Source organism: Pseudobacillus sp. 179-B 2D1 NHS (assembly GCF_045370945.1).
GTDB lineage: Bacteria > Bacillota > Bacilli > Bacillales > Domibacillaceae > Pseudobacillus.
In genome coordinates this window covers 122,731-147,225 of sequence record NZ_JBIQDP010000011.1, presented here as the reverse complement: position 1 = coordinate 147,225, position 24,495 = coordinate 122,731, and the positions used below count along the sequence as shown (strand labels likewise).

General features: G+C 35.6%; 27 protein-coding genes and 3 pseudogenes. 5 read left to right on the top strand and 25 right to left on the bottom strand.

The genetic code is table 11. The features are described 5' to 3' along the window. Positions 1 to 415: 415 nt before the first annotated feature. The 3 genes and pseudogenes from satA to ACH0BF_RS13030 all read right to left on the bottom strand — a co-directional run bounded on the left by satA (position 416) and on the right by ACH0BF_RS13030 (position 2,954). A pseudogene (gene satA, locus ACH0BF_RS13040) lies at positions 416 to 934 on the bottom strand (streptothricin N-acetyltransferase SatA). Positions 935 to 1,039: 105 nt separating this feature from the next. Further along, positions 1,040 to 2,254, bottom strand: coding sequence for a DUF3221 domain-containing protein (locus tag ACH0BF_RS13035; RefSeq protein WP_340853776.1), 1,215 nt, complete (start codon positions 2,252 to 2,254; stop codon positions 1,040 to 1,042). Positions 2,255 to 2,762: 508 nt separating this feature from the next. Further along, complete coding sequence (locus tag ACH0BF_RS13030) at positions 2,763 to 2,954, bottom strand: hypothetical protein (RefSeq protein ID WP_406909455.1); 192 nt, start codon at positions 2,952 to 2,954, stop codon at positions 2,763 to 2,765. 520 nt (positions 2,955 to 3,474) lie between these two features. Between ACH0BF_RS13030 and cspC the strand changes: the two genes are divergently transcribed. Beyond that, positions 3,475 to 3,678, top strand: a complete 204-nt coding sequence (cspC, locus tag ACH0BF_RS13025) for a cold shock protein CspC (RefSeq protein ID WP_120031937.1) — start codon at positions 3,475 to 3,477, stop codon at positions 3,676 to 3,678. A 420-nt stretch (positions 3,679 to 4,098) separates the two neighbouring features. Here the strand turns inward: cspC and ACH0BF_RS13020 are convergent, their stop codons facing one another. The 4 genes and pseudogenes from ACH0BF_RS13020 to ACH0BF_RS13005 all read right to left on the bottom strand — a co-directional run bounded on the left by ACH0BF_RS13020 (position 4,099) and on the right by ACH0BF_RS13005 (position 7,792). Next, positions 4,099 to 4,263: a BC1881 family protein gene (locus ACH0BF_RS13020; protein WP_120031939.1), complete on the bottom strand. Its 165-nt coding sequence runs from the start codon at positions 4,261 to 4,263 to the stop codon at positions 4,099 to 4,101. 525 nt (positions 4,264 to 4,788) lie between these two features. Continuing rightward, complete coding sequence (locus ACH0BF_RS13015; protein WP_120031941.1) at positions 4,789 to 5,250, bottom strand: CarD family transcriptional regulator; 462 nt, start codon at positions 5,248 to 5,250, stop codon at positions 4,789 to 4,791. 233 nt (positions 5,251 to 5,483) lie between these two features. Continuing rightward, positions 5,484 to 5,726 (bottom strand): hypothetical protein, encoded by a 243-nt coding sequence (locus ACH0BF_RS13010; protein ID WP_406909454.1) that lies wholly within the window; start codon positions 5,724 to 5,726, stop codon positions 5,484 to 5,486. 576 nt (positions 5,727 to 6,302) lie between these two features. Beyond that, a pseudogene (locus ACH0BF_RS13005) lies at positions 6,303 to 7,792 on the bottom strand (serine hydrolase domain-containing protein). A 1,287-nt stretch (positions 7,793 to 9,079) separates the two neighbouring features. On the opposite strand from ACH0BF_RS13005, the gene ACH0BF_RS13000 reads away from it, so the two are divergent. After that, positions 9,080 to 9,352, top strand: coding sequence for a hypothetical protein (locus ACH0BF_RS13000; RefSeq protein ID WP_406909453.1), 273 nt, complete (start codon positions 9,080 to 9,082; stop codon positions 9,350 to 9,352). 290 nt (positions 9,353 to 9,642) lie between these two features. Here the strand turns inward: ACH0BF_RS13000 and ACH0BF_RS12995 are convergent, their stop codons facing one another. From ACH0BF_RS12995 to ACH0BF_RS12985, 3 genes are all read right to left on the bottom strand, one after another. Next, on the bottom strand, positions 9,643 to 10,014 hold the full coding sequence (locus tag ACH0BF_RS12995) for a CBO0543 family protein (RefSeq protein ID WP_406909452.1): 372 nt from the start codon (positions 10,012 to 10,014) through the stop codon (positions 9,643 to 9,645). 93 nt (positions 10,015 to 10,107) lie between these two features. Continuing rightward, on the bottom strand, positions 10,108 to 10,572 hold the full coding sequence (locus ACH0BF_RS12990) for a hypothetical protein (protein WP_340856388.1): 465 nt from the start codon (positions 10,570 to 10,572) through the stop codon (positions 10,108 to 10,110). Between the two features lie 5 nt (positions 10,573 to 10,577). Beyond that, positions 10,578 to 11,366, bottom strand: coding sequence for a hypothetical protein (locus ACH0BF_RS12985; RefSeq protein WP_120031951.1), 789 nt, complete (start codon positions 11,364 to 11,366; stop codon positions 10,578 to 10,580). A gap of 510 nt (positions 11,367 to 11,876) precedes the next feature. On the opposite strand from ACH0BF_RS12985, the gene ACH0BF_RS12980 reads away from it, so the two are divergent. Then, positions 11,877 to 12,224, top strand: coding sequence for a hypothetical protein (locus ACH0BF_RS12980; protein WP_340853773.1), 348 nt, complete (start codon positions 11,877 to 11,879; stop codon positions 12,222 to 12,224). A 307-nt stretch (positions 12,225 to 12,531) separates the two neighbouring features. Here ACH0BF_RS12980 and ACH0BF_RS12975 read toward each other — a convergent pair whose 3' ends face one another. The 7 genes and pseudogenes from ACH0BF_RS12975 to ACH0BF_RS12945 form a co-directional block, all read right to left on the bottom strand. Next, a complete protein-coding gene (locus tag ACH0BF_RS12975; protein WP_340853772.1) occupies positions 12,532 to 12,708 on the bottom strand; it encodes a hypothetical protein in 177 nt (58 codons plus the stop codon). Positions 12,709 to 12,807: 99 nt separating this feature from the next. After that, on the bottom strand, positions 12,808 to 12,990 hold the full coding sequence (locus ACH0BF_RS12970; RefSeq protein WP_120031955.1) for a YfhD family protein: 183 nt from the start codon (positions 12,988 to 12,990) through the stop codon (positions 12,808 to 12,810). 420 nt (positions 12,991 to 13,410) lie between these two features. Then, positions 13,411 to 13,839 carry a hypothetical protein gene (locus tag ACH0BF_RS12965; RefSeq protein WP_340853771.1) on the bottom strand — a complete coding sequence of 143 codons (429 nt, stop codon included), beginning with the start codon at positions 13,837 to 13,839 and terminating at the stop codon, positions 13,411 to 13,413. A gap of 179 nt (positions 13,840 to 14,018) precedes the next feature. Continuing rightward, positions 14,019 to 14,603: a TetR/AcrR family transcriptional regulator gene (locus ACH0BF_RS12960; RefSeq protein WP_120031959.1), complete on the bottom strand. Its 585-nt coding sequence runs from the start codon at positions 14,601 to 14,603 to the stop codon at positions 14,019 to 14,021. A 7-nt stretch (positions 14,604 to 14,610) separates the two neighbouring features. Further along, positions 14,611 to 15,363 carry an alpha/beta fold hydrolase gene (locus ACH0BF_RS12955; RefSeq protein WP_340853770.1) on the bottom strand — a complete coding sequence of 251 codons (753 nt, stop codon included), beginning with the start codon at positions 15,361 to 15,363 and terminating at the stop codon, positions 14,611 to 14,613. 159 nt (positions 15,364 to 15,522) lie between these two features. Then, the gene (locus tag ACH0BF_RS12950) at positions 15,523 to 15,975 is read right to left on the bottom strand and encodes a DUF5063 domain-containing protein (protein WP_340853769.1); all 453 of its coding nucleotides are present in this window, start codon (positions 15,973 to 15,975) and stop codon (positions 15,523 to 15,525) included. Positions 15,976 to 16,001: 26 nt separating this feature from the next. Then, positions 16,002 to 16,220, bottom strand: a pseudogene (locus ACH0BF_RS12945) (IS1595 family transposase); the annotation flags it as partial. 126 nt (positions 16,221 to 16,346) lie between these two features. Between ACH0BF_RS12945 and ACH0BF_RS12940 the strand changes: the two are divergent. Continuing rightward, on the top strand, positions 16,347 to 17,039 hold the full coding sequence (locus ACH0BF_RS12940; RefSeq protein ID WP_340853768.1) for a hypothetical protein: 693 nt from the start codon (positions 16,347 to 16,349) through the stop codon (positions 17,037 to 17,039). 226 nt (positions 17,040 to 17,265) lie between these two features. On the opposite strand, the gene ACH0BF_RS12935 is transcribed toward ACH0BF_RS12940, so the two are convergent. The 3 genes from ACH0BF_RS12935 to ACH0BF_RS12925 form a co-directional block, all read right to left on the bottom strand. Then, positions 17,266 to 17,433 (bottom strand): hypothetical protein, encoded by a 168-nt coding sequence (locus ACH0BF_RS12935; RefSeq protein ID WP_340853767.1) that lies wholly within the window; start codon positions 17,431 to 17,433, stop codon positions 17,266 to 17,268. A 348-nt stretch (positions 17,434 to 17,781) separates the two neighbouring features. Then, positions 17,782 to 17,979 carry a hypothetical protein gene (locus ACH0BF_RS12930; RefSeq protein WP_120031968.1) on the bottom strand — a complete coding sequence of 66 codons (198 nt, stop codon included), beginning with the start codon at positions 17,977 to 17,979 and terminating at the stop codon, positions 17,782 to 17,784. 231 nt (positions 17,980 to 18,210) lie between these two features. Then, entirely contained in the window at positions 18,211 to 18,420 is a 210-nt protein-coding gene (locus ACH0BF_RS12925; RefSeq protein WP_406909451.1) for a hypothetical protein, read from the bottom strand. Between the two features lie 203 nt (positions 18,421 to 18,623). Between ACH0BF_RS12925 and ACH0BF_RS12920 the strand changes: the two genes are divergently transcribed. Then, positions 18,624 to 18,902, top strand: a complete 279-nt coding sequence (locus ACH0BF_RS12920) for a hypothetical protein (protein ID WP_120031972.1) — start codon at positions 18,624 to 18,626, stop codon at positions 18,900 to 18,902. A gap of 104 nt (positions 18,903 to 19,006) precedes the next feature. Here ACH0BF_RS12920 and ACH0BF_RS12915 read toward each other — a convergent pair whose 3' ends face one another. From ACH0BF_RS12915 to ACH0BF_RS12895, 5 genes are all read right to left on the bottom strand, one after another. Further along, the gene (locus ACH0BF_RS12915) at positions 19,007 to 19,222 is read right to left on the bottom strand and encodes a hypothetical protein (protein WP_120031974.1); all 216 of its coding nucleotides are present in this window, start codon (positions 19,220 to 19,222) and stop codon (positions 19,007 to 19,009) included. Positions 19,223 to 19,721: 499 nt separating this feature from the next. Then, positions 19,722 to 19,985: a hypothetical protein gene (locus ACH0BF_RS12910; RefSeq protein WP_340853765.1), complete on the bottom strand. Its 264-nt coding sequence runs from the start codon at positions 19,983 to 19,985 to the stop codon at positions 19,722 to 19,724. Positions 19,986 to 20,096: 111 nt separating this feature from the next. After that, positions 20,097 to 21,473 carry a hypothetical protein gene (locus tag ACH0BF_RS12905; protein ID WP_406909450.1) on the bottom strand — a complete coding sequence of 459 codons (1,377 nt, stop codon included), beginning with the start codon at positions 21,471 to 21,473 and terminating at the stop codon, positions 20,097 to 20,099. A gap of 290 nt (positions 21,474 to 21,763) precedes the next feature. Then, on the bottom strand, positions 21,764 to 22,501 hold the full coding sequence (locus tag ACH0BF_RS12900) for a hypothetical protein (protein WP_406909449.1): 738 nt from the start codon (positions 22,499 to 22,501) through the stop codon (positions 21,764 to 21,766). Between the two features lie 433 nt (positions 22,502 to 22,934). After that, positions 22,935 to 24,383, bottom strand: coding sequence for an MDR family MFS transporter (locus tag ACH0BF_RS12895; protein ID WP_340853762.1), 1,449 nt, complete (start codon positions 24,381 to 24,383; stop codon positions 22,935 to 22,937). Positions 24,384 to 24,495 lie beyond the last annotated feature (112 nt).

The following is a 24,495-nucleotide window of genomic DNA, read 5'->3' as shown; positions in this document are numbered from 1 at the left end:
ATTTTAAAGCAACACTATCTCTTGTAGTTGGTGGATGCACTGCATACTTCGGCGCAAAAGAACAGGACAAGACAATACGCCAATCACTCTCTTCTCTTTTGATTTTTGGCAGAACACAAAGTATACAATCATCATGAGGTTAAGGCGAATGAGGGACAGATGGATAAGGCTTTGGGAAGATGTACTGATGAATAGAACAAACTTCCCACTGAAGCTACATGAATTCAGTGGGAAGTTTGCTCGAATTATCTAGTATCCATTCCAGTGCAAGCAGATGAAGGATTTTTTCAAACTGCTCTTATGATTATTGATCATTTTAGTAAGCTCTATTGTGCTAAAGCACCCATTTGTTTAATAAAAAGAAACTTCAAATAACCAACTCTACTATATATTATATTAAATTACATTTTTTATCTTAAAATTTATAGTACCAAAAAATCGCTATTTCGTTTGCTGTTGGGAAGTTTGAGTAAAGCATAGTATCAACTGCCCCTATTACAAATTGATTTTTGGCATAAAAATTACAAGCTGATACATTAATCTTGTGTTTCAAGCATAAGGCCGCAAAAGTTATTCTCCTTTGCCCACTCAATAGCTTTATTTAATAATGCTGTTCCTACACCATCTTTTCTATACTCTTTTGCAACAGCAATGTCCTCAATTAATGCATATCCATTCCAATTCGAACGAAGTTTTATCCGCCCAATACAGTTTTTTCAACGTAATAGAAAAAGACAGCCTTCTCTTCTTCTTCAATATAACTGATGTCAATTTCATCATCTTCGTATGGTTTAAAATAAGGTTCAGAAAACTTTTCCACTGTATATTTCCATACATTGTTTTTAAATGCAGGTATAATTCTTCCTGAAACAACGAAACCTTCGTTTGGTTTACAAAAATCCTTCATATTAAATTGATTCATTTTAATTATCATATCAACCTCTCCATCAAAACGAAATTATACGTATTCAATCGTCAGTTTTACTTTATCCTTATGGAACCAAACTGCTCCTTTAGTGCAGTACGCCTGAAATGGCTTTTATTTTTGGTCTTCAATTGTAATAGTTGTGGCAGCTGGATCTGATCCCATTGAACTGGCAAATGTGACGAACCATTTGTCCGTTTTTTTGTTATAGGCAATTTCACGAATGCCTTCTACATCTGGTTTTTCTTCTCGTTGTTCGATAGCTTTTCGAACAATATCTTCTTCAGTTAAATCCGCTCCTTTTGGCTGATAGGTCGGCAAAACGGTAACAAATTTGGCCCTGCCTTGTCCCGGATATGATTCAGCGATCGCTCCTGATGCTTCCACATCAACACGCTGGCCGATCTTCAGCTTTTCGTTTGCTTTTGGAAAGCTGTAATTCACAGCTCCATAATGCTCCGATACTCCGCCGGTTGCGGAGAAATTATCCGGTCTCGCCTGAACCACAAGCATCCTGTCCGCCGATACCTTCATTACCCAGCCTCCTTCATTTGTTTGTTTATACGAGACGGGTTCTTCCGGATATTCAACATCGCGATCTCCAGGAAGCGGAAGCATTCTTCCTTCCTGTTTAAAGTTCATTTTATAATCTGTAAATTGGTCCTTCAGTTTGTTAATCTGCTCGCCTGTTAAAAAGTCATGACCAATTTCAATGGTCCTCGTGATTGTATCTACACTCATATTGAGTTCGACCCTCTCTGGTTCCGGCATGGCGTCTTTCATCGGCTTGATGGCTTTTGACACTTTATACATCAAATCCTGGTTGTCCCATTCACTGTATTCGCTCTCAAACAAGTGAATGTATTTAGCCAGAATTTTTCCTTCATCGACTTGTTTTTGTAGGCGGCGAGCGAGTTCCTTTGCTTTATCATCCGGATCTTTTATGCCAACCCAGACACCGGATTCTTCAGCACCAGATTCCTGGTTTTTCAAGTACAGAATGCCGTACTCATGAAAACTCCCGTAAATGTTTTGAATCGCATTAGTTACCGCTTGAAACTCAATGGACTGAACACCATAATCTTCTTTCAACTCTGGCGTCACTTTGCCCAAATAGCCGCCCGTCAATGTCTCATCGTGCAATGCCTTTTCATACGCCGCGTCGCGAATCGCTGTATCATCTGCTGTTTGCTCCAACTCCACAAACACGTTTTTCTCCTGTTCTGATGATTGTTTCTGCTCTTTTGGCTCTTTTGGCATCGGTGACTTTTCATCTCCACAGCCAGCGAGCAATGTACCTACTATCAAACTCAACATGAGTTTTTTCATGGAAATTTCCTCCTTCATTTCCACTATATCACAAACAGATGAATGAATATCCTATACGCCCTTTGTTGACATCACACCACAACTTTTTTCCTCATTATAAACTTTTATTAGAGTCACCAGGTCAATATACTGATTATAGCTGCTCACTCCATGAGCTCTTGTCGTTTTTTGACAAACCGAGAATATAGAATTCCCAATTGATTTGTAGGATACCGTAGGAAATTGCTTTCAACTTATACACGCTGCGGCGTGTCTTTATTTTAGATGTATGCTAGCTGTAGAACGATAATAAAGTTGTTTGATTTCTCCATGATAAATAAGAGCCTTACTACATTTGATATGTAATAAGGCTTTTAAAAGTTGTTTAAAACTAAATTGAGCTAAAAGAATTGTGTTGCTTAAAAGGGTATTAAAGTTGTTTAATTTTTGTTGAACCATCGCACCTGATAGTTTAAGTACACTTATTCGTAAAAGCAAGATACTTCCCTCTAGAATCATTACCAACAAATTAGTGAAATTTGTTAAACAGCCCTGTAATAAGAAATATACTTACTACGCCCCAAACTGTGGTGCCAACTATCCACCAAACTATGAATGGGGTGGTTGGATTTTTCTTATTAACCATATTCCTTTTTATAAAAACGATAACAATAAATCCAATTAAGATGAAACCAAGAGTTATCCAAAGTAATAAATCCACTCTCTATTCCCTCCATTGACAACCATATATACTCATTTTACCTTAAAAGCATAAATTTGTTATAGAACTAACCTGCACCCGTTCAATAAGAATTAAACAACTTTATTGTTATTAAACATTAGCACAGGGAAATCGGAGATTATTTTTGAAGAAATACATTCGTTGTTGCTTGAAGAATATTCTCAAACTAATAATAAAATCAGGAACATATGGATTATCTTTTTCAATTTTTTATACCATTTCCCCCTTACTTTTTACAAATGCACCTCATTAGAAAGTCCATAAGTGTATTTGGCATTAAAAAGTGCTGACCTCTGCACTGGTACTCCTGCGTTTAACAAATAACCACACGACTAAAACAATAGTATTAATTTGCAATTTTTTCCGTTTCCTGCTATGATAGAGAAGAATTATTTTTGTTCGGTGTAAAGGATAGTATGAATATCGACTTTTCGTCTTGATGATACTTTGGGCAAGGATAGTAATATAATGTGTGGCAACGCACTAGGAGGCAATAAAAATGGAACAAGGTACAGTGAAATGGTTTAATGCAGAAAAAGGTTTTGGCTTTATCGAACGTGAAAATGGAGACGATGTATTCGTACACTTCTCTGCAATCCAAAGTGACGGATTCAAATCTTTAGACGAAGGTCAAAAAGTAACGTTTGACGTTGAGCAAGGTCCTCGTGGAGCTCAAGCCGCTAACGTTCAAAAAGTTGCTTAATCTCAAATCGATTATACAAACAGGTTCTTTATAGAGAGCCTGTTTTTTTATGCCCTCTATATCATACTCAATAAAAAACCCTGCTCAACGTTCGAGCAGGGAGATGGTACAGGTAATAGAAAAAGATGTAAAGCTTCAAAGGTTTGTTTACAGTATAACACACTGGATTGACAATATGCGGAATAACCAACATAAATGTGACATATGCCAACCGCCAAAAGCGTCACGCTACACGAAATATCAATTTCTATTAAATAGATGTTGGCGCTATTTTATTTTATAGGAGTAATCCATGATAACTCCTACCCTCCCCTTCCTTTTCATCCCATCGCATCAGATGAAATTTATGTATATCCTATTATGATCAGCAGCAAACAAAAAGGATCATCCCTTTTCGTAAAGACTTATCCTTTTCTTCGTTCATTCAACGATCTTTAGGTATTCTTGATTAATTAGAATAACAGCTGGACCATCTACAAGAATTCCACCAACTTCAATTTTTTCATAAGACTCAATCTTAATAGAAGTAACCCCTTTTCGCTTCTTTAACTCGTTACTTAATTCCTGCGTTGGAATGTGTTTCATATCTCCACTCCTTCTCATTGTTTCATCTAATCTTATTATGTTAAATGAATGATAAAATGGTTTCTAGTTCTAGAAATTCTGTTAATTGCTATTGTTGACTATATATTTAGATATTTATGAAAAAAAGATACACAATTCTATTCACTATCACAATAGATGTAAAAAGTTTTTAAAGGTAGAGATAAGATTGATTATTTTTTCTTCTAGAAATAACCACTAAGATAGTCCTGAAACAATGAAAGCCCTGCCTCTCTTTCATCCTTACGGCTCCTTGTCCGTGCCAGTATGAATCAGGATTACAAAAATCAAGTGACTATTTTATCGAGTTTTTTGATAAATCTTCAAATGTTCATAGAAGAAATTTAAATAATAAAGATGGATTAGATTGTAGAAATAATAAAAGAGGTTAATGTTCTAAAAGTAATTGAAGAAGTTGAATGTCTTTGAAATGATTTACTTTTAATCATCATGTTCCCGAAAAATTCAGAATGCTCATCGGAATGCTATACATATCTATAATTGACCCTAATAAAAAATTTTGATTTGATTTTCAGTGATTCCTTTAATTACCTCCAGTTCACTAATCAAAAATCCATATGCATTATCCAACATTTTTTTTTCGCTTGCATTAAGTGCTTTTTTTTCCTTCATACGCATTAAATCGCGTACAACTTCCGCACCTTCTTGTATTTCACCCGTCTTTATTTTGTTCGTGTTTATTTTATGCCTTTGCTTCCACGGCAGTAGCTTATCTGATTCTCCATGCTGAAAAATGTGTATGATGTGTTTCAATGCAAGAATATCAGTAACTGGCCGTATACTTGAACTCAATATTTTATGCGTTGGAATCATCACTTGCATATTACCGATTGACATTTTTATGACATAATACTGCTGTCTTTCCCCTAGGAATTCTCTTTCTTCTATGGCTTCAATTATACCTGCTCCGTGCATTGGATAAACGATGTTATCGCCAATTTGAAACATATAATCCACCTCCATATATGGTAACCTTCTTAAGGTTATCATATATGTGTTTTTTTATCAAATATATTATAATAACACGGCATGTTTTCTATTGTCAATAACTTTTTCTTTAAAAAGCAGTTCAACGAAAACATTAAAACAATAAGAAAGGTGTCACATTCCCACTAAAGGAAAGGTCAATTCGTCCGTACATATCCTGAAACCTTGGCCAATTAACAGAGATGAGTTTTTCTTTAACCGTTGATCATCTTACTAATACGGCGATTGTCTTCGTTATAAGTATACTTGGCCGCCAGCTGTTCACTAAGAGCCTGGATTTCTACCAGCTCATTGAGTTTATTATGTATAGATTTATACTGCCCGTCCCGTGTCCGGTTATCATCGTCATCATAGGTGTGGGTATAAGAACCTGCTGTCTTCAGTTGGTTGCTTGCATTATACGTATATTCTTTAGTTTTCGTTTGGCCAATGTACAAGTTTCTATCTATATCCTAACTACACGTGACTCCCCTTTACGCTTTTCCCCCTTCCATAAGCCCAAACCTTTCATGTAACTTATCACATAGAAGAAAAATAAGACGTTCCATCCGAAAGATGAAGGGTCATTTATTAATTTGCACAGGCTGCGCGACAGCTACCATCAATCTGGTATTCCTACATCTAATTTCATAACTTATTTAAACACCAAATCCTCTAGTTCACCAAGCGTACTTACACCTTCTAGTGAGCAAATCACTCTGCTCTTCCCTTTTTTATTGTACATAGGTATAGTACCATAAAAATCACAAAGTATTTCCATTGAATAATACATTAAAAAAGCCCCGCTCACTAATAGCAGGGGTATACTTTATTCACCAAACAGGCGGTATTTTTTGCACAGCTCATCCTGCTCTGCTTTTCATGTTTTCATGTTACTCCTAAAAAGAAAGCTTTTCCTATTAATTTTTATGAATGTCTGGAATCACTTGCTGTTTCATATTTAGTGCAGAAAATTTATTTATTACTATTACAATGAAGCTGAAACATCCTTTCTTGAATTTTTATTATTATGTTTATTCCGCTTTGATTTTTTTTTGAAAAAAACCAGTAACTAAAAGTATCAAAAGCCAGGACATTATTAGCAAGAAATTGGTCGTATTGCCTGAAGCTAACCTTAGAGTACTCCATACATAGGCTGCATAAAACAGAAGCGTGCCAATAATAAAGAGCAAGAATATCCTAATCCCTGCTTTGATGTACGGTTTCTTCTCATGTTTGATAATAAAGACTCTTCTGCCGCTTTTCACTTTAACTGCAAATAACAGCAAGTATATCCCCAGTAAGACTCCGAGTACACAAGATATAATTAAGTTATTTTTTCTCAGCTTGGCAATAGAGGAATATCCTTCAGGCATTTCCCCAGTCTCATATTCCATCCAAGAATGATAAACATCCTGCCTTAAGTCTATCCCCCCTTCGCTATTCGTAAGGATAACCAATCCATCTTTTGATGACGGGTTAATACCATAAAAAGAATGCCACCCTCGATTATCACCGGAATGGTAAATTAACTTCTGTTGATCAGGTACGTTTTTCACGACTATCCCCAAACCATTCTCCCCTAACACCAGCCTCTGCATTTCCTCTACGCGTTCTTTCTTAATGATTCCATACCCCTTGCTTTTCTGATTGGTGGTATCCATACTTGCCAATATTAATGTCATCATATCGGTTACATTTGTTTTAAGACCTGCAGCGGCTTGTTCGGTAAATTGATAATTTGGAAGCTCTTGCCCAAAATAGCCGTATGCTTTCGAAAGATTAGGATCTTTTGTATCTTGCCGGAACGAACTGGATTTCATTCCTAAAGGCTTCATAATTTGCTCTTCCATATATCGATCAAAAGGCATTTCTGCCACCTCTTCAATGACAAGCTGCAAAATACTATAACCGACGCCAGAGTAAAGCGTCTCTTTACCCGGTTTATTAGTAATTTGCACAGGGTCATTCAGTCATCCCTTTCCAGATAAAGACTCCTTTATCGAATAGAGAGGCTATCCCGGTGCCACACCGGGATAGCCTTTATGTGGAGATAACCCTGCAGTGTGGCTCAATAACTTTCTAATAGTAACTTCGTTATTATTAAATTCTGAATTAGGCAGTTTCCAACCTTTCAAATACTTTTCAACAGGGGCATCCAGTGACAAACGCCCTTCATCTGCAAGGTGTAGAATTCCCCATGAGGTAAGACTTTTAGATACAGAGCCGGCCTGAAATAAGGCATCCCCATCAATAGGTATCTCTTTTTTCTTATCTGCATAACCGTAGGTAAAAGTATACGTAATACGTCCATCATGTATAATTCCAATTGCAACTCCCGGCACACCATAGGTCTGCTGCCATTTTGGCACTCGTCATCCATCTCTTTCTTGAAGTCTTCCACACTTTCATTAGGATGTATATCCGTTTCTGCTTTTACCGCTTTCGTAAACCACAATTTATCTGCGGTCAATACCGAAATGATTAAACATAAAATCAATAATGCTTTTAGTCTATTCCTCATCTTTGTCTCTCCTGTGTGAATTAAGACTACCGCATTGGATGATTTGGTTTAATCGATCTTTCTTTCATTAATCTTACAAAACTGTCATCCATCTTTAAAACCCTGATATTCAACGATTTTACAAAGTAAAAAAGTTAATGGCAGCTATGGAAGGACAAATAGCTATTCATGTTTCAAACAACGGGAATATGTACAAGTAAATGCGTGCGTTAGGATAAAAACCCCCCATCTATCAAAGGGGGGACTGATCCCTATCGTCTAACAGGGTGTTTTTATAGTGGATCATCTGAATTGAAAGACCCATTGGGGAACTGTTGAGTGACACTACGTTGTTCCGTTAAAGGGCCAAATTGTTGAGTACCTCTTGAACTACAATATTCTTTGTAATTAAGCAGTAAACCATTTTCTAGAATGCTCTATTAGCAGCTGATACCAGTAAATGATAAAAGCAAAGACAAAATAATATAAAAAAAGGTGGATCCGTTTAAAATTAACTAATTTATAAACGTTAAACTTTTCAAAAAAATAAGTAAGTGGGTAGGAAAAGCTTAAATTCGAAATTAAATTCAAAAGAATATAACGTTTAAATTTTCCAAACGATAAATGGAAAATCCATAGGGTGCCAGCAAAAAACGGACCAAAAATAAAGCTTAAATCATGAAAAATGAGCTCTTTGATTCCTCCTTTAACCCTCCACCATTTATACTTATAGGATAAAAAACATCCGCATATAACAAGCGACGAACAAAAGATGGAAACAGGCAAATATTTACGAAATGCATTTTTGGGTAAAAATATAACAGAAGTCCATGCAATAATTATGGATACTATTCGAATTAAATTAGGTATCATTCTTTCTCCCCCTTTTTAGATATTCTGTATTATTTATGGGGAGACTATTCATCTAAAAGGGGCTTGATATTGAAAAGGTTTTCACCTAATTACAGGGAGCGATGGTTAAACAACAAAGAGTAGAAGATAATTAAACTTTTTTATAAAAATCAAATTAACATCTACTGAAGAAGAATCCATTTTGATCAATCTTTTGTCAAAATGGATTTTTTATTTAACGGAAAATAGGGTTTGTGAGGTATTTTTGATTAAGCTTTATCTTAAAACTACCGCACTTCAAGCGTGGTAACATGATTACTGATTAAATAAAAATCAAATGATCTTTAAGTTTGATAATCCGCTTCATCATAACAACTCCATTTCCTTATATTTCTACAAATAGGGAGGTTTCGCCTCTTATCTTGTTGAATATGGTAAAAAGAGGAGGTGTTAAGTATGACTCTCTATATAGTTACTTATGATTTAAATCGTCCAGGGCAAAGATACCATAACTTATTAAAAGTATTACGTCGTTATCCTGATCATCATCATATTTTAAAATCCACTTTTTTAATCAATACCACGGAAACCACTTCACAGATTTCTGAAAAGATTAAAACAGCCGGTTTGGCTGATGCCACTGACAACTACTTGATTACAAAAATAACCAACCCGACACAGGGATGGTTACCAAAATCAACATGGGCTTGGATCAATGAAAGAATTTAAAGACTTTCGCTAGCAAGCATCTTTAAAGATGCTTGCTTTTTTATTTTCTCCTCGAGCTTCCCCCTCACTCTCTTATATGTATCCCGTTTGGTACCCATAATCTCTAAAACACCTCTCTTCTGATAGCTCTTCATCAACAGAAACAGCAGATAATTCCTCTTTCATTTTATCTCCCTCTCAATAAGCACCGCCTTGAGCTATTTGCTTTTATATTTTTTTAGGTTCTCCGTATCCATCCCCGTGACGATCGTGCGCAATCCTGCTAGGCTCCGGTTACTCACTTCCATCTACTATCTGTTAATCTTTTGGACAAACCTCATATTAATCACAAGGGTAAAAAAGATGATTGGGTATAACAATGCAGAATACCAAAGCTTCCACTCATTGTGATAAAAAAATCCAGTCTGTATGGAAACCCATTCAAAAAAAGTGGAGAAAATAGACCAGCATAAGGTGTATAGTAATTTTATTGATATTTTTTGTTCAAAAGGAAAAAAATTAAGAAATAATAAGCTAATTGACGGAAAGTAAAGAATGGTTCCAAAAAATCCCTTCCATTGAAATCCTTTTTGAAAATAGCCATAAAAATCATAATGTAAGTCGAATATCATATCAAACGTCAAACCGTATGCGTAAGCAAAAAAGCATGTGGAATAAATCACCACTTTATCGATCCTTTTCGGAACAAAAAACGCAATTATATTAAAAAGGATAAAAACAATAAAAATAATTATCCACAAATTAATTTTCCTTTCTTACAATTCCTTTATTTTTGCCATACCTAAAGCAAAGTGACTCCAAAGAACATTCTCTATAAACTCCATTTGCGATTCTTCACAATTAACAATTAGAATAACCTCAGAATGCTTTCCTCTTAATAGCCTTCTCTTTTTTTTTAGAACTAATTCGATAAAGAGTCTGATTCCGAGTCCACAAACAAACCCGATAAACGCTCCTATAAGTCCCCAATAAATGGGCCCCCATGATAAGACAAATCCGATACTAGCACCAATAACGGAAAAGGCTGTGGCAAGTGCCATTCCTATATCAATCAATGATGTACCATCAGAGCGATGAAGAGAATCAAGTATTTTCCGCTCTTCTATGCGATTATCTAGTGGGACTGCATATATACATTCTTGATTAATCCCTTTTTTCTCCAATGTTGATATAGCCATTTCCAAATAAGAGGTGGTTTCAAAGGTCGAAAAAATTTGTATTTTGTTCATTTTACTTTTTTCCCCTTAAGTATTTTAAATCCGGTAGATTGGTAATTTTCTTTTAAGTGCCTCCTTAAATCTTTTTCAAAAAGCTTATTATTTTCAACTGTATTAGTGTAAGCATCATAAATGGCATATCCATAATGGGAAGGAATAAATAATAACCACTCTGGTTTCAATATAGAAGTTGCTTCCTTCACCTGACCTAAAAACAATAGAGAAACTGCCTCTAGAGCATGTGAAAAGTAAAAAAAGGTAACTAATCCAACGATGATAAATATAGCTGTCAATATTCTGTGTATATATAGTTGTCCTAGACCAGGGATAAACAACGACCAAATGACGGAAAGAGCCGGGTTTCTTTTATCTAGGTAGTTAATTTCTAATGCTCCTAAAGCAAATGTGTTAAAGCGATGATCTTCATGTTCCGCCAAAAGATAAATTCTATTCATATCTACAGTCGTTCGATAACTATCCCAAATACCAAAAAGGTAAACAGGAATGTACATGAGAAGCCACCTAGTATCTAACACGTCTTTAGCCATGTCTATATTTCCTTGAAAAGAATAAATCATGGCAAGGTTGACATTTGCATGGATGTTAACGATAACCTCCCAGATAAATAATGCATATCCTCTAAGATATTTAGACAAAATCATATGTCCGAAACCCGGGAAGGCTGCTGACCACCATGCGATGATATAAGGGCTCCTTAAATGCAATTGAGTAGTTCCAAATATACTTACATGGGCTAAATATCTCCTTGCACTATTATCATTTGTATAGTTATTCATATTAAGCCACCCTTAGACAACGAATATTCATAGGTTTCCCAAATTTTATATTTTTATCCTGTTTTGCTAATGAATCTAAATAGCAGTCAAAAATATGAATAGTCATATTTATCACCTAAAGGTGTTAATCAACAAAATAACCCTTTAATGGCGTAACATAAACGGAGCTTTAGAACATCAACAATAAAAAAGGAAAAATCCTGTTTCAACACAGAACTTTGAACACATTTTACTGAAAATTATTAATCTTTCTTTCAAATCTACAGCACTCAGATGATTCCAAGCGCTGTAGCAAGACGATATATGGCCGCTCTTTTCTGCTCAAAGAAACAAACCCGCACCGGCAAATGCTCAACCTGTGATTCCATTAAAATGCTCATAAAAAAATTCCTTCGCATTTTTTTATAAAATATGCATTAACTATTTATAAACTGTTTATTTCCTAACTCAGCAATAATGGTAAAATATTCATATGAATAGAAATCTATCTTTAGAAAAGGTGGGTCATTCGTGAAGTATTATATTGATTTTCTTTTAGCCATCTTACTAACAGCTTTATCTTATTTCATTGGCAGCCTTGCACTTGGCAATGGGGTATTAGCCTGGCAAGCTCTTATAATTGGTATTTCTGTAGTCTTATTAGGTGCTATTACAGAGGCACTCAAAGCTCCCATGTGGTTAATTATTCTAGCCCCTTTCCCAGTCGGTATGCTTTTGCTTTTTCTCTTTTTACGTGAGCCTGTACAAACATGGTTTCTTACATATTTAATCACGTTAGCTATATACTCAGTCATACATGTGATCATGAGTTTCTTTTTTAAATTCCACTCTTTAATCCCTGCTTGGAAATTATCATAATGAAGTCATTTGATAGAAGGGAATCCTATGAAGGGTTCTCTTTTTATGTCACAGTTTGCTGCTGGAAAAGGAAGCTGGTTATCCAAAATTCAAGGAGTCGCCGCTTCAGATAAAACGAAAAAAAACCACTGAACACGCTTGAATTCAGTGAGTTTTTGCTTTAGTTATCCAGTAGCAATGGATGATGATCATCCTAGTTAGAATCGACGAAGTATTTTTTCAAATTCCCCCATGATTTTTACAATAAGGATTCATCACTTTGATAGATCCCATTGCACTAAAACACCAGTTAGCTGAAAATAACTAACTAAGCATCCGTTATAGCCTTTCCTGTTCCCAAACAAGTGTTACAATCTTGGACATAAACGGATTCAACACCTAAAGAAAAAAATCCTCTACCTGTGCAATCGGGACATATTCCCCTTTGAAAAATTTTTTCTCTTCGTTTTTCTTTTAGATTCCCAAAGAATGTTAACGAAACCATGTAACCACCTCCAAGCTTTATCCCGAGTATCAGTTAGTTACATCTTTTAATCCTATGGAAGCTAATTTAAATAAACTGCAACCTTTAGTAGAAGGACTATTATTGGGTATTGTTTTTTCTTGCTTTTGCTCTTTGATCTGCTGCTTTTGAACGTTGTTGAGCAACTAGATCATCCTTATCAGCAAGCTCTTGTGAGAATTCAATATCTCTACCGTCTGACTGAAAAGCCCCGGCTGTATTCGTAATTTGATCGTTATCCTCATTATTTTTGCTTTGTACCATCTTAAAAACCCTCCGATTGAATTGTAGTATACACATAAAGTGTGTAATTTTAATTCACCTTATTGATTTTTTGCTTAGCTTTATTCGAAGCACTTGTTTCTCTAAAGTCCTTACTTTTTTCTCTTCTAATGAGCCAGCTACTAACCAGCCACGTTAATTTAAAGAGAAAATCATAAAAAACAGGACTTTCCCTCGTACTTGATTATCATTTATCAACAGAGATAAGATAACACACTGGTCTCCCTCTTCGTTTTTGATCTTTGACAGAATACAACAAGGCGTCGATGATGTGAATAGTCATGAGGTTAAACTGATGGATAAGGCTTTGGCGAAGATGAATGAAATAAATGACAACACCCACTGAAGAAATTGGAATTCAGTGGGTGTTGCTTTAGTTACCTGGTTCTATAGGTATTCATTCTAGTGAGATTTATCTTTTTTCTTTAGGACTATTACTTCTGTTTTTTCTCTTCCATTTTCTGACCAATCAACAGTTATCGTTAATTCTTTTGTTTCTGACGTAACCACTTTATTTATTTCTTCAGCATCTGGAGTAGCCTCTCCTTGCTCGTTCAGAGTATATTCACTTCCACTCAAACCACCCTGTTTCGTCTCCAGTTTGTACCCTAGATGTTCTACCACTTTAGGATTGCTGCCTTTAAACTTTAGATATATAGACGGAGCGATTCTTTTGTCTGAATACTCTGTCGTTTGTCCTGTATAAACCTCTGTTCCCCAGCTTTCTCCTTCTCCTCGAAATAATAGATCTTCATCTTTATTCGAATTACATGCTGCAAGCATAAAAATCACACTCATCACTAACAAAAAACTAAATCGTTGTTTTTTCATCTCAAATCACCTTTATGTTTTTTTACAACATTTTCACCATGTAAAGGAACAATAGTGTTTGATCGTTGCAAGTTTGCATGCTCTATACAGGTCTGATTCATATAACCCAGCAAGAGTGAGATATTTTTCAAATGACTTTTATGATCTTTGCAATAAAGTTTGATAATTTAAACGGTAAACTAAACACAAAACTCCCGTGTAATCTGTTTCTTTATCTCCTCTATCGGAAATTTCTGTGGATAGGTAGATATCATCAACATAATCCCTTGCAGAACAGATGAAAAATATAACGACCGTTTTCTTGGCTCCTTCTCTCCCATCCTTTCAAATATTTTACACTGGAGTTCAAATTGTCTAGTATTTTCTTCGATAATAAGGCGACTGTATTTAATCAACTCTTCATCAGACTCTGGCTGAGTTTGTAGATGGAGGTAGAATCTATGGACTTCCGGGTTTTTGTGAATATTATCAATAGCTCCATTAATTATAAATTTAAGTTGTTCACTAGGTGTCTCCAAGGAGACTGCTTCCGTCATTACTTCAACTACTTCCCCGATTCTAACCTCTACCATTTCAGAAAGCAGCTCTTCTTTTCCTTTGTAATAGTTATAGAGTAACCCTTTCGAAATACCCGCTTGTTTAGCAATATCGCTTATAGAAGTAGCGTAATATCCCTGTTTCATAAATAACTCCATAGCTGTAGCGCGAATTTTTTCTTTGGATGCTTGGCGAATACGATCATTCTCTTGAGGGGTACGTGGCATTTTAACTTCAATCCTCCATAAAAGCAGTGATTTCCTGATATAAATTTTCAGAATGAGTGAGGGGCAGCATATGGTCGGCATCCTCGATTTCGACGAAACGAATGTTTGGAACCCTGCGGAAACAATCGGCAACCCGAAAATTATCTGCCAAGTCCTTTTTCCCAATAAAAAACAAAGTTTCGGGATTCAATTCTTCTAATCGTTCTATTGCTGGTGGTTGAGGCCATTTCATGCAGAAGTCAACAGGCCACTTAAGCATACGCTCGAAATGATGTCTGAGCATTCGGACAATGAGATCTTTGAGCGGACTATCGATAACGACCTGATATGTTGATGAACGAAGGGCAAGCTCTAACATTTTATCAATATTAGGAGCAGCTTCCAATATTTCGTTGTGATATTGCTCAAACTCTTTTGAATAGGAAAAACCAGTCAAGGAAGGAGCAATTAATACGAGTTTTGATACTCTTTCAGGATAATTAAGAGCGAGATCGGTTGCAATCTGTCCTCCCATGGAATGGCCTATAATGGCTGCTTGATTCAGTTCTAGGTCATCCATTAGTGCCAGTACGTCTTCAACATAGTTTACATGTTTTATAGGAGATGGTGATTTACCAGCACCGCGGCCATCAAAAGCAATCACTTTGTAATTCTTAGATAAAAGAGACACTAAAAGTGTCCATTCCCTCAAATCAGTCCCACCACTATGAACAAGAACAACAGGATGACCATTACCAGTGATCTCAAAATATAAATCCAATGCAATCCCTCTCTTTCATACTGAATTTTCAGTTTTATTTTATTATTGAATGAACGTTTAGTCAATAATAAATGTTATTTAATTTTTAGGCTCTGTTAAATGCTATTATCAATTGTTCGTAAAGCTAAAGGGACTTATAATTTTAAAGTCCCTTTTGGCTTAAATTAAATCGTTCTTTACTGAATGCAAAGCACGTAAAGCATTTACTGTGTGTGAACCCCAGTGAGCTTCAAAATGAAATTTCCAATGCCAAATTGCTTCGTTAGTCGTTTCTTGCTCGAACAATATGATCCCTTCTTTAAGGTCTTTATAAATATCTAAAATATCATCTGATAAGCTTCCGCATTCTGGCTTATCTAATTTATAAGGGTCAAATACTTCCCAGTAATATTCATATTTACCGAAATCAATCTTGGGTAAAGAAATTTCTACTTGTAGTGCTTTTATATTATCAGGTTCAACATCAGGAAGTTGCTGTGCCTTTAAGTATAAGTCTAAAAGGGCAACCAGAAGTTTTTCTATACTTCTTTCCTCAATACAAGTTAATGAATCAATTAAAGTACAATAATGATTAGCCGAGGAAAGGAAACTCCTTACATCCTCATTTTTCATATTTACTCACTCCAATGACAAACAATTTAGCCACTATATTTTGTTAATCTTAATTTTCTATAAGTGGCATTAGTGGATAACAAGCAACTATCAATAACCGCCTTACTTATGATTGTTGAATTATTGCGGAATCTGATTAGATTCAAAAACTAAAACCAACTCAAATAATGGTCGAAGTATTTTGTTGCCGCATCATTAAACCAGGCCAACCAGTCTGTTAAACGGCTATGATAGTGATTGACATTTTAAACATGATAAAGCTTCCCCACGGAACTACTTCCCTTTTCAGTTGGAAATACCTTCTAAATATTCTTTTTATCTCCCAATTCAACTGATAGAATATACCTAGAAACTAAAAAGGGGGATGAAAAATGAAAAGATGTTGGAAAGTAATTATTTCTACGGTTTTATTGTTAGTCGGCTTCACAGCTTTAAAACCAACAGCAGAAGCAGCAAAGAACCCGATTACACCACAACAAAGCCGAGTTACATACACATTAAAAGATGCGAATGGCGTGCCGTACAAAATCTATTTCGCAGGCGTGAGGGAAAAGAAGGCTATTGCGTCAACAGACCGTAACGACTGGGCGTCTGCTAACAATAGTGAGGCAGATAAGGGCGACTTGCTCTATACGGGTAATTACACGCTCTATACGCATAATCCAAAAACAAGCCACATTAAAAAGTCGAATTTCTACTACAAAAGCTACTTATTGAACGCGACTCGCAAAACGGTTTATACAGTTCCTTCGCGATATAAAGGGCAACCAGACATGTTGATGGTTGCATACTCTATGGGCGACGGCTATGAAGGCGCAGATTGGTTTTATATGAGAAATGGTATACTGACGCAGATTATTTACGGCGACACGCTGCCACACTCAAAGCGTCCACAGGTAATCGGCAAAAATAAATATCAGACCGCTATGTATGATCCTGATGACCGCCGTTGGTACTTCGCAAACATTACAGTTAACCCGACCAAAGCGACGCAAAGCCGTACGTTCCCAGAATACAATAATCCTGGCGCTGTTCTCCGCAACTGGAAAAAGCACTGGCAATGAAAATAAGCCCCACTCGTACGAGCGGGGCTTATTGTTCTTATCTTATTTGTGGGTTAAAATCACGGTGTTCTGTTGGACAGTCATAGCGGATTTAAAAGTATCAAACATGCCTGTCCAGATTCTTCTCTCCCTAGCAAATGGCTTTACTATTATAATTTCTATAACAAAGTTTGATAAATCCTAGTGCACTAAAGCTACCCAAATAAAAACCGATCTTATCTTTATTTTATTGATTTTCTTTCTTCACAGCTTCGCTAGTTAAACGTGCATTATTTAAGCCTTTATCGCTAAATGCATTATCACTATTTAGCCGATCTCCTATTGGTTCTCTATCCATATCATCCTTTAGTGCACCTGAAATTTTTCCATGTATATTGTTTTCCTTTTGTGACATGATGTGTAACCTCCTTTTCATTTATTATCTGTTGCCCGTAATTTTCTTATACTAGCGCTAATAATAAGAATGTATCTATATTTATTTTTCATTTCTTCTTCAATTTATATCTTTATAGAATTGTTATCATTTGCTTTTCCTGCTTTAATTTGCCTGCCACCCCTATGTTTTTACACAGTGCCAGTAAGGACACATGACGGCTTTACCACTTTGCCTGTGAGCGTGTAAGCCTGTTTGGCCTTTTCTCATATTGCTCCTCTCCCTTTATTTTTTCTCTGCTCGTGTCACTCAGTGAATACTTCGTTCAAAAGAAAAAAGCACCCAATTGTTTGGATGCTTACATAAGCGTTATAAATCAACTAAATTCCCATGAAACCTTGTTATCCCTTCACCTGTTACTTCAATTTCCGCAACTCTTACCGATTGACCTTTAATTGTAACGATATCAGCCTGAAGCATTAGTTGGAGAACGTCGTGATTAACTTCGCTCCCGTACTTCCCTCTCTCTGTTATAATCTCTATATCATATAATTTTTCTTCGTTCATTTAGGACTCTCCTTTCAGAACTATTCTTACTCTTCCCCATTTTAATACAAATAACGTAAATATTCTCTTTTGAAGTCATTTGTAAGTATATTTCCTTATAACCTAGGCATTAACCAAGGGTTTTCAATAATATATGGCACGGTGGACAATTTAGCTGCTACCAGTCCCTCTGTTCTTCTCTGCTGATATTACTTTAAGGATAATTTTATTACAAAAAGAAAGAGCACTCCCTTAGGAAGGCTCTTTTAATGGAAACCTGTGTTCAATTATTTTAGTTTCACTTACGTTTCCTCTATTGTTTCTTTGATTGCATTTGGGAAGCTGGTGCCGTTCATTTAAAATAAATGCTATTTGCTCTGCTGAAAGCACGATGTTATGAGTATCTTCTTCTAAACCATCCTCATTTTTAAAAGGATAAATCAATTTATAAACCTCAGCCATGTCTCAACCCTCTTTCACCTTATACATCGGCAAAAAAGAGGAGGTATTAATAATAAAAAGCGCCTGTTACTTTGTTAGGAGCATGAGCTCGTTAATAACAAATACTATTATTATCCAGTCTAAAGCTAGAAAACTCTAACTTACCTGCATACTTTTTTCCCCACAGGGAATAGGAACTATAAATGCTTTAAGGAGGTCTATCCGTGGATGGAACACGATTAAGATTGGAAGCCAAAAACCTTTATCTGAGAGTTGCTAATGTTACGCGTGACGATAAAAGCTATGTACTTCTAACTGCATATGATAACGCTAATAATGAATTTGTATTGGAACTAACACATGAACAAGCCGGGTGGTTGGAAGACCAATTTTATGCGGCTAATCGTAGGTATGAAGAGAGACTGACACATCCGCACCGAGCAAACGAACCTGTGCACAACCCCATTTTAATGCCAACCGATAGTCAAGAGTCACCTAATTGAATATAAGACAACCAAACAGCACCTTGAAGAAATTCAGGGTGTTTCGTTTTATAGCTGGTAAAGTTCACGATTCATATGCTTCAAGGTTGTCTCTGTGTTGTAACCTACTCAGTAGCTGAATTCCTATTTTTGATTTCAACTTGATAGGCGGTTTCTCCATCTGTAACAAACACGATAAAATCTTTATCATTCATTACGACATCAAAATGATAACTAATTTCTTTATCGTTTATCATATGAAACATCTTTGTTTCGTTGTCATATTCAAATACATTACATTCATTGTATCTGACATCACCAGTATAGATAGCTCTTATCATCTCGATTCATTTCTCCTTTGCCAAACGATCTACTCAGCTAGTTTATCAACAATATTATGATATAGCTAGCTCATAAGCCGCACTCTTATGGATTCCTAACTGCCCTTCTGCTGCTGTTACGCTATATCTGTTCAGCCAACAATCCAGCATCGCTTGTTCCCTTTGATCCACCGCTTTATCCAGCCGACCACTGATATAGACAATCTCTTTATCATATTTCGCCCCCCTCCATTGCTTCTACTATTTCGTATGACAATGAGAAAGAAAAGACAGTAAACGAAGAGGTTAGGGCTTTGGCGAAGATGTATTGAATAAATGAAAAAAACCCACTGAAGGTACTTGAATTCAGTGGGTTTCTTCTTTAGTTACCTGGTATCAATGGATAGTGACCACCCTAGTAAGAAGAGCTGAAGCATTTTTTCAAATTATTATTAGGATTTCTATAGAAAAGTTTGATAAATCCTATCGCACTAAAGCACCTGTTAATGAAAAACCAAGTTTATTCTTTTAAGGCACTCACCAATTGTTTAGCATCTATCATTGACATTCCTTCTTCTTCTCTTAGATACTTTATGGTTTTAATGTCACCTAGGGTTTTCATTTTCTCACTTGCTAAGGCAATCCATTCATCATTGTTTTCAATAGGAGTTAATCTTTTATTCTCTTCCCTTAAAACATTGATTTTCTTAAATTGTCCAAATATTATAATTAAAAATGTCACATTTAAAATTAGGGATGCAATCAAACTCACATCAATACCCATTGTTAAGCCTCCATTCTTGATGTGTCCCAACGATTTTGGCATAAAAACTAGGGACAGATGTCGCCTTAACTCTCATACGGCTTAGAAGTATGAATAAACCATCGGTCTATATTACAATTCACTCAATTCAACTATTTCCCCATTACACGCTTTTACTGCATATTGACAATCCAACTTTCCACATAAAACATAGTAGCCTTCCTCAAAATCATATACATAATATGGTGTCAACTGAATAAAGTCTTTGAGTTGCTCAAATGCTTTCTCTTTTGTGACTTTTATTTCATCGACTTCTTTTAATTCCATATACATTTCTAAAAAAGACTTATTATCCATGAGATTCAACACTTCATAAGTCTTCGAGTCAATGAATAGCTTCATTTTTCTTTTAAATACACGTTCTTCTTGTTCTTTTGCCCTTAAAGTTGCATGGATGTATCCCTTATCCCGATGCAATGACTTTAATACCCATTTTCCTGAATCATTAGCGTATTCTTGACTTAAAAATTTTTGTACAGCACTGATACACTTTTTAACTTCTTCCTCTGTGATGGGCTGCAAATCTGGATGTGGTTCACATCGAAAGGCTTGTTCAGGTGTGACATTCTCAATGAGAGAAATTATTTTCCTGTGAAAAGGTTGTTGAATTTGATAATTCCACTCTACCACTTTGTCCATTTGCAAGCGAGATTTATCGTCTACCAAAAACTCAAAAGGCAAAGTAGATGAACAATCATTTTTTATATAAATCTCCTCTATGGCGAAAGCAGGAACGAGCTTGTGCTGCTGCATGATTGGAAATTCGACCAACTTCAATTGTTCCTTAACCAACTCTTCTAATTGTTCAAATGAAAGTGTATACATGTCTTGTTTTACGAGTTTCTTAGAAGGAAACTGTCCAGTCACAGAAAATAATATAAGTTTTCCTTCCTCATCAAGTTTACATTCAATGTAACCTGAAGGAGAAACGGCAAAACCATCTATACATTCCTTGAAATGAAGCTCTCTTTCTTCTTCCTTCCAGAACTCAAACTGCTTTTTGTAATTCAGACCTGTTTCCTTTTCAATCCACTTGATGATTCCGTCCTTGTTATTCAAATCAAACGTCATGCTATCAGTATAGGACCTTCCCCCAACATAAATCACACTTCTGACCTTCCTGGAATGGAGGTCTATCTCGATACACGCTGTTCCCTCCGGATTACAAGTCTCATCACCCCAATCTTTAATATCATTGGGAAACCATTCCATGCTTAGTGTATAAACCGTTTCATTGAAAATTGTGGTACTACGGTTAATGTGAAATGTATGTAAATGATATTCGTGTAAGCCGTATTTTTCTCTTGTATAATCAATTAATTCTTTTATTCTCTTATCCATTTTCATCCCCTTATACTTTTGATATTGTGAATAACGTCTGCCATTTGAGAATGTTATTATACTTTTCATGGTAAACCAACACAATTTTACTATATTCCTCTTCATCATTACTGCCCTGTTAGTTTAAAAAGAAAATCAAAAAATAGGCCCTTCAATCGTTCTTAATTAACTATTTACGAACAAGTATAAGATAACACACTAATCACCTTTAATTTTTAGCAGCACACAAAGTATATCTATAGAGGGGTGAGTGATGTAAATAGTCATAAGGTTAGAATGAATCAGGAGCAAACGGATAACTCCCACTGAAGATACGTGAATTCAGTTGGGTTTCGCTTTGATCTCCTATTACTTACAAATAAGAAGCCCTTGATAAGAAAGAATTATGTATAAATTAGTTAATTAGAAGCTTTTAATATTTTTAAGATATTGCTCACCGTATGACTGTCAATTACAGTTCTTAATATAGACTCTCTTTTAAGTGTATTATACTCAGGCACCTCGTAAGTAGGAATATTGATAACTCCTCTAAAGCGATCACTCAAGTACGGTTCTGCAGCTGCTAAGTTAAACAAGTCATCCATTAGATAGATCTCTTCTATATTCTTCAAAGCTTTAAGCAGGAAGTATCGTTCTTTATCCATCTCACCTTTATGGCGATAGCATTTTGACAGCTCAAGGCAATTATCAACATACTGGTTATTGCTTTCAACAGACTGTTCCAAAAAGTAATAATGTTGTTGTTCATCGATTTCGTCGCTCCAAGATTTCGCTAAATAGATAAGAGATGTAGAAAGTGAATCCATCTCTGCATTCTCTAATAAATTATCCAATAAAATTAATGTGCTTGGATGGATATACCCTTGATGGAAGTATTGAAGCCATGACAGGAATATAGCTGCCTCTGTGTTTGTTTTATCATAATGAAGGATTTTTTTCATACATTTTATGCTCTTAATAAAATCTACTTCCGGTTCTTCTAATACCACTACAGCTAATTTGAAATATAACTCTGAATTAGTAGTCTCTTGGCCTATCTTTTCTGTTAACATTTTTTCTGCATGTGAAATTTTTTGACTTTTTGTTAACATAGTGGACGTAAAGATTTCCTTTAATTTTAAGTCGAAATTATCCATGAAGACCCCTCTCATTGATTATCTTTGTGTAGCTATCGATATTATAACTGATGCTCTACATAACTAGGAAAAGCATTGAATTTTAATAGTTCACTGTTTTTAACGTGAAATATTATTTCTAGTAGTTAATTATCCTTTCGATACGCGGTTTTAATTGAGCTATCACTTAAACAGGACCTAGCTCATAAGAAAAACCGAAACCCTTCTCTATAAAGAGAGGAAATTCCGGTTTGTCTTTTTTATAAATGGTTTAACTTTATTTCGAAGCCGCAATGGATTCTCTCAACCTATACATTACGATCACTTTCAGGGTCTATTGCCCCACCCTGATTCTTTCTCCTTCTTCCTTTCCCAAACTTCCTCAGTGGAAACAGCTTTTTCGCACCTGCACCGTCCAGGTTTAATTCAATTTGCTAAATAGGTGCTGATTTTATCATTCCTCTTTTCTTGTATCTGTTGGTGGCTTTATGAAAAAGGATAGAACAAATGCAAGAATGATTAGAATAAAAGCAGACAGGAAACCATGGTTCAGTCCATCCAATAATGCGAGTAGAGAAACATCTTCGGACTTTTCTGGATGATTGCTAGAATACCCAGCAACGGTAGCCGACATTACCCCTACCATTATGGCTGCACCAAGTGATGCAAACACTTGACGAACAGTATTATTAATTGCCGAACCATGACTTATTAAACGATTTGGCAAAGCATTGATCCCTGCTGTAGCCAAAGGCATCATAACTAATCCCATGCCTAACATCCTTAAAGAATAGAGACAAATAATCCACCAAATAGGTGTATCCTTAGTCAGCAGCAGGAAAGGGAACGTGGCCAGGGATAGGATAAACATGCCTAGCATAGATATTTTTTTAATCCCATATTTATCGAATATTTTCCCTGCAATCGGTGAAATAATCCCTAATACTAGCGCACCAGGAAGTAATATTAGACCTGATTGAAATGCTGAATACCCTTGTATTGATTGTGTATAAATCGGTAAAAGAATCTCTGAGCCAATCATTGTCATAAAAATAATAGAAACAATGACTGTAGACAAAGTAAAGGTTCTACTCTTAAATACCCTTAACTCCAAAACTGGTTGTGCTAATTTTAATTGACGATGAGAAAATATTGCTATTACTACAAGGCCGATTACACAAGAAGTGAATACAACATTATTTTCCCATCCTCTGTTTCCAGCAATGCTTATTCCATAGAGAAGTGAACCTAAACCTAGGCTACTAAGAATAATGGAAAAGATATCTATCTTCGCTTTTGTTACATTAATAATGTTTTTCATATACAAGAATGCTAGCAATATATTCATCCCCACGATTGGAAGGATTATATAAAATAAGTAATGCCAATCATAATTATCAACAATCCAACCGGATAGAGTTGGGCCAATTGCAGGAGAAAAAGCGATTACTATTCCTACTAACCCCATTGCTTCCCCACGTCGATTAGCTGGAAACACCAAAAATATTAACGTTTGCATTAAAGGGATCATTAATCCCGAACCAATAGCTTGAATAACACGTCCTACAAGCAGCGTGCTAAATGTAGTACTTAATGCACAAATGACAGTACCTACGGCAAAACTCCCCATCGCTCCAAAAAATAAGCCTCTATTAGTAATTAAATTTAGCAAAAATGCTGAAATAGGAATCATGATACCACTGATTAACATAAATGCTGTGATAAGCCATTGTGCATGATTAGCATTGATATCTAAATCGATCATGATTTTTGGCAAAGCAGTAACCAATAAGGTTTGATTAATAATAGTTAAAAAAGTTCCAACCATTAAAACCAGTACAAAGCCAGCTCTTTTAAAGTGTTTTCCATTTATATCAACTGGTTGTGTGTGAATGTTTTCCATAATATTTATGCTCCTTTACCCTTTTTGAACTAATGTATATTTTTTTATACTTAAGTTCATTTTTTATTATAATATGGTATAGTAATACTAATGTCAATAATTGTTTTAGGGA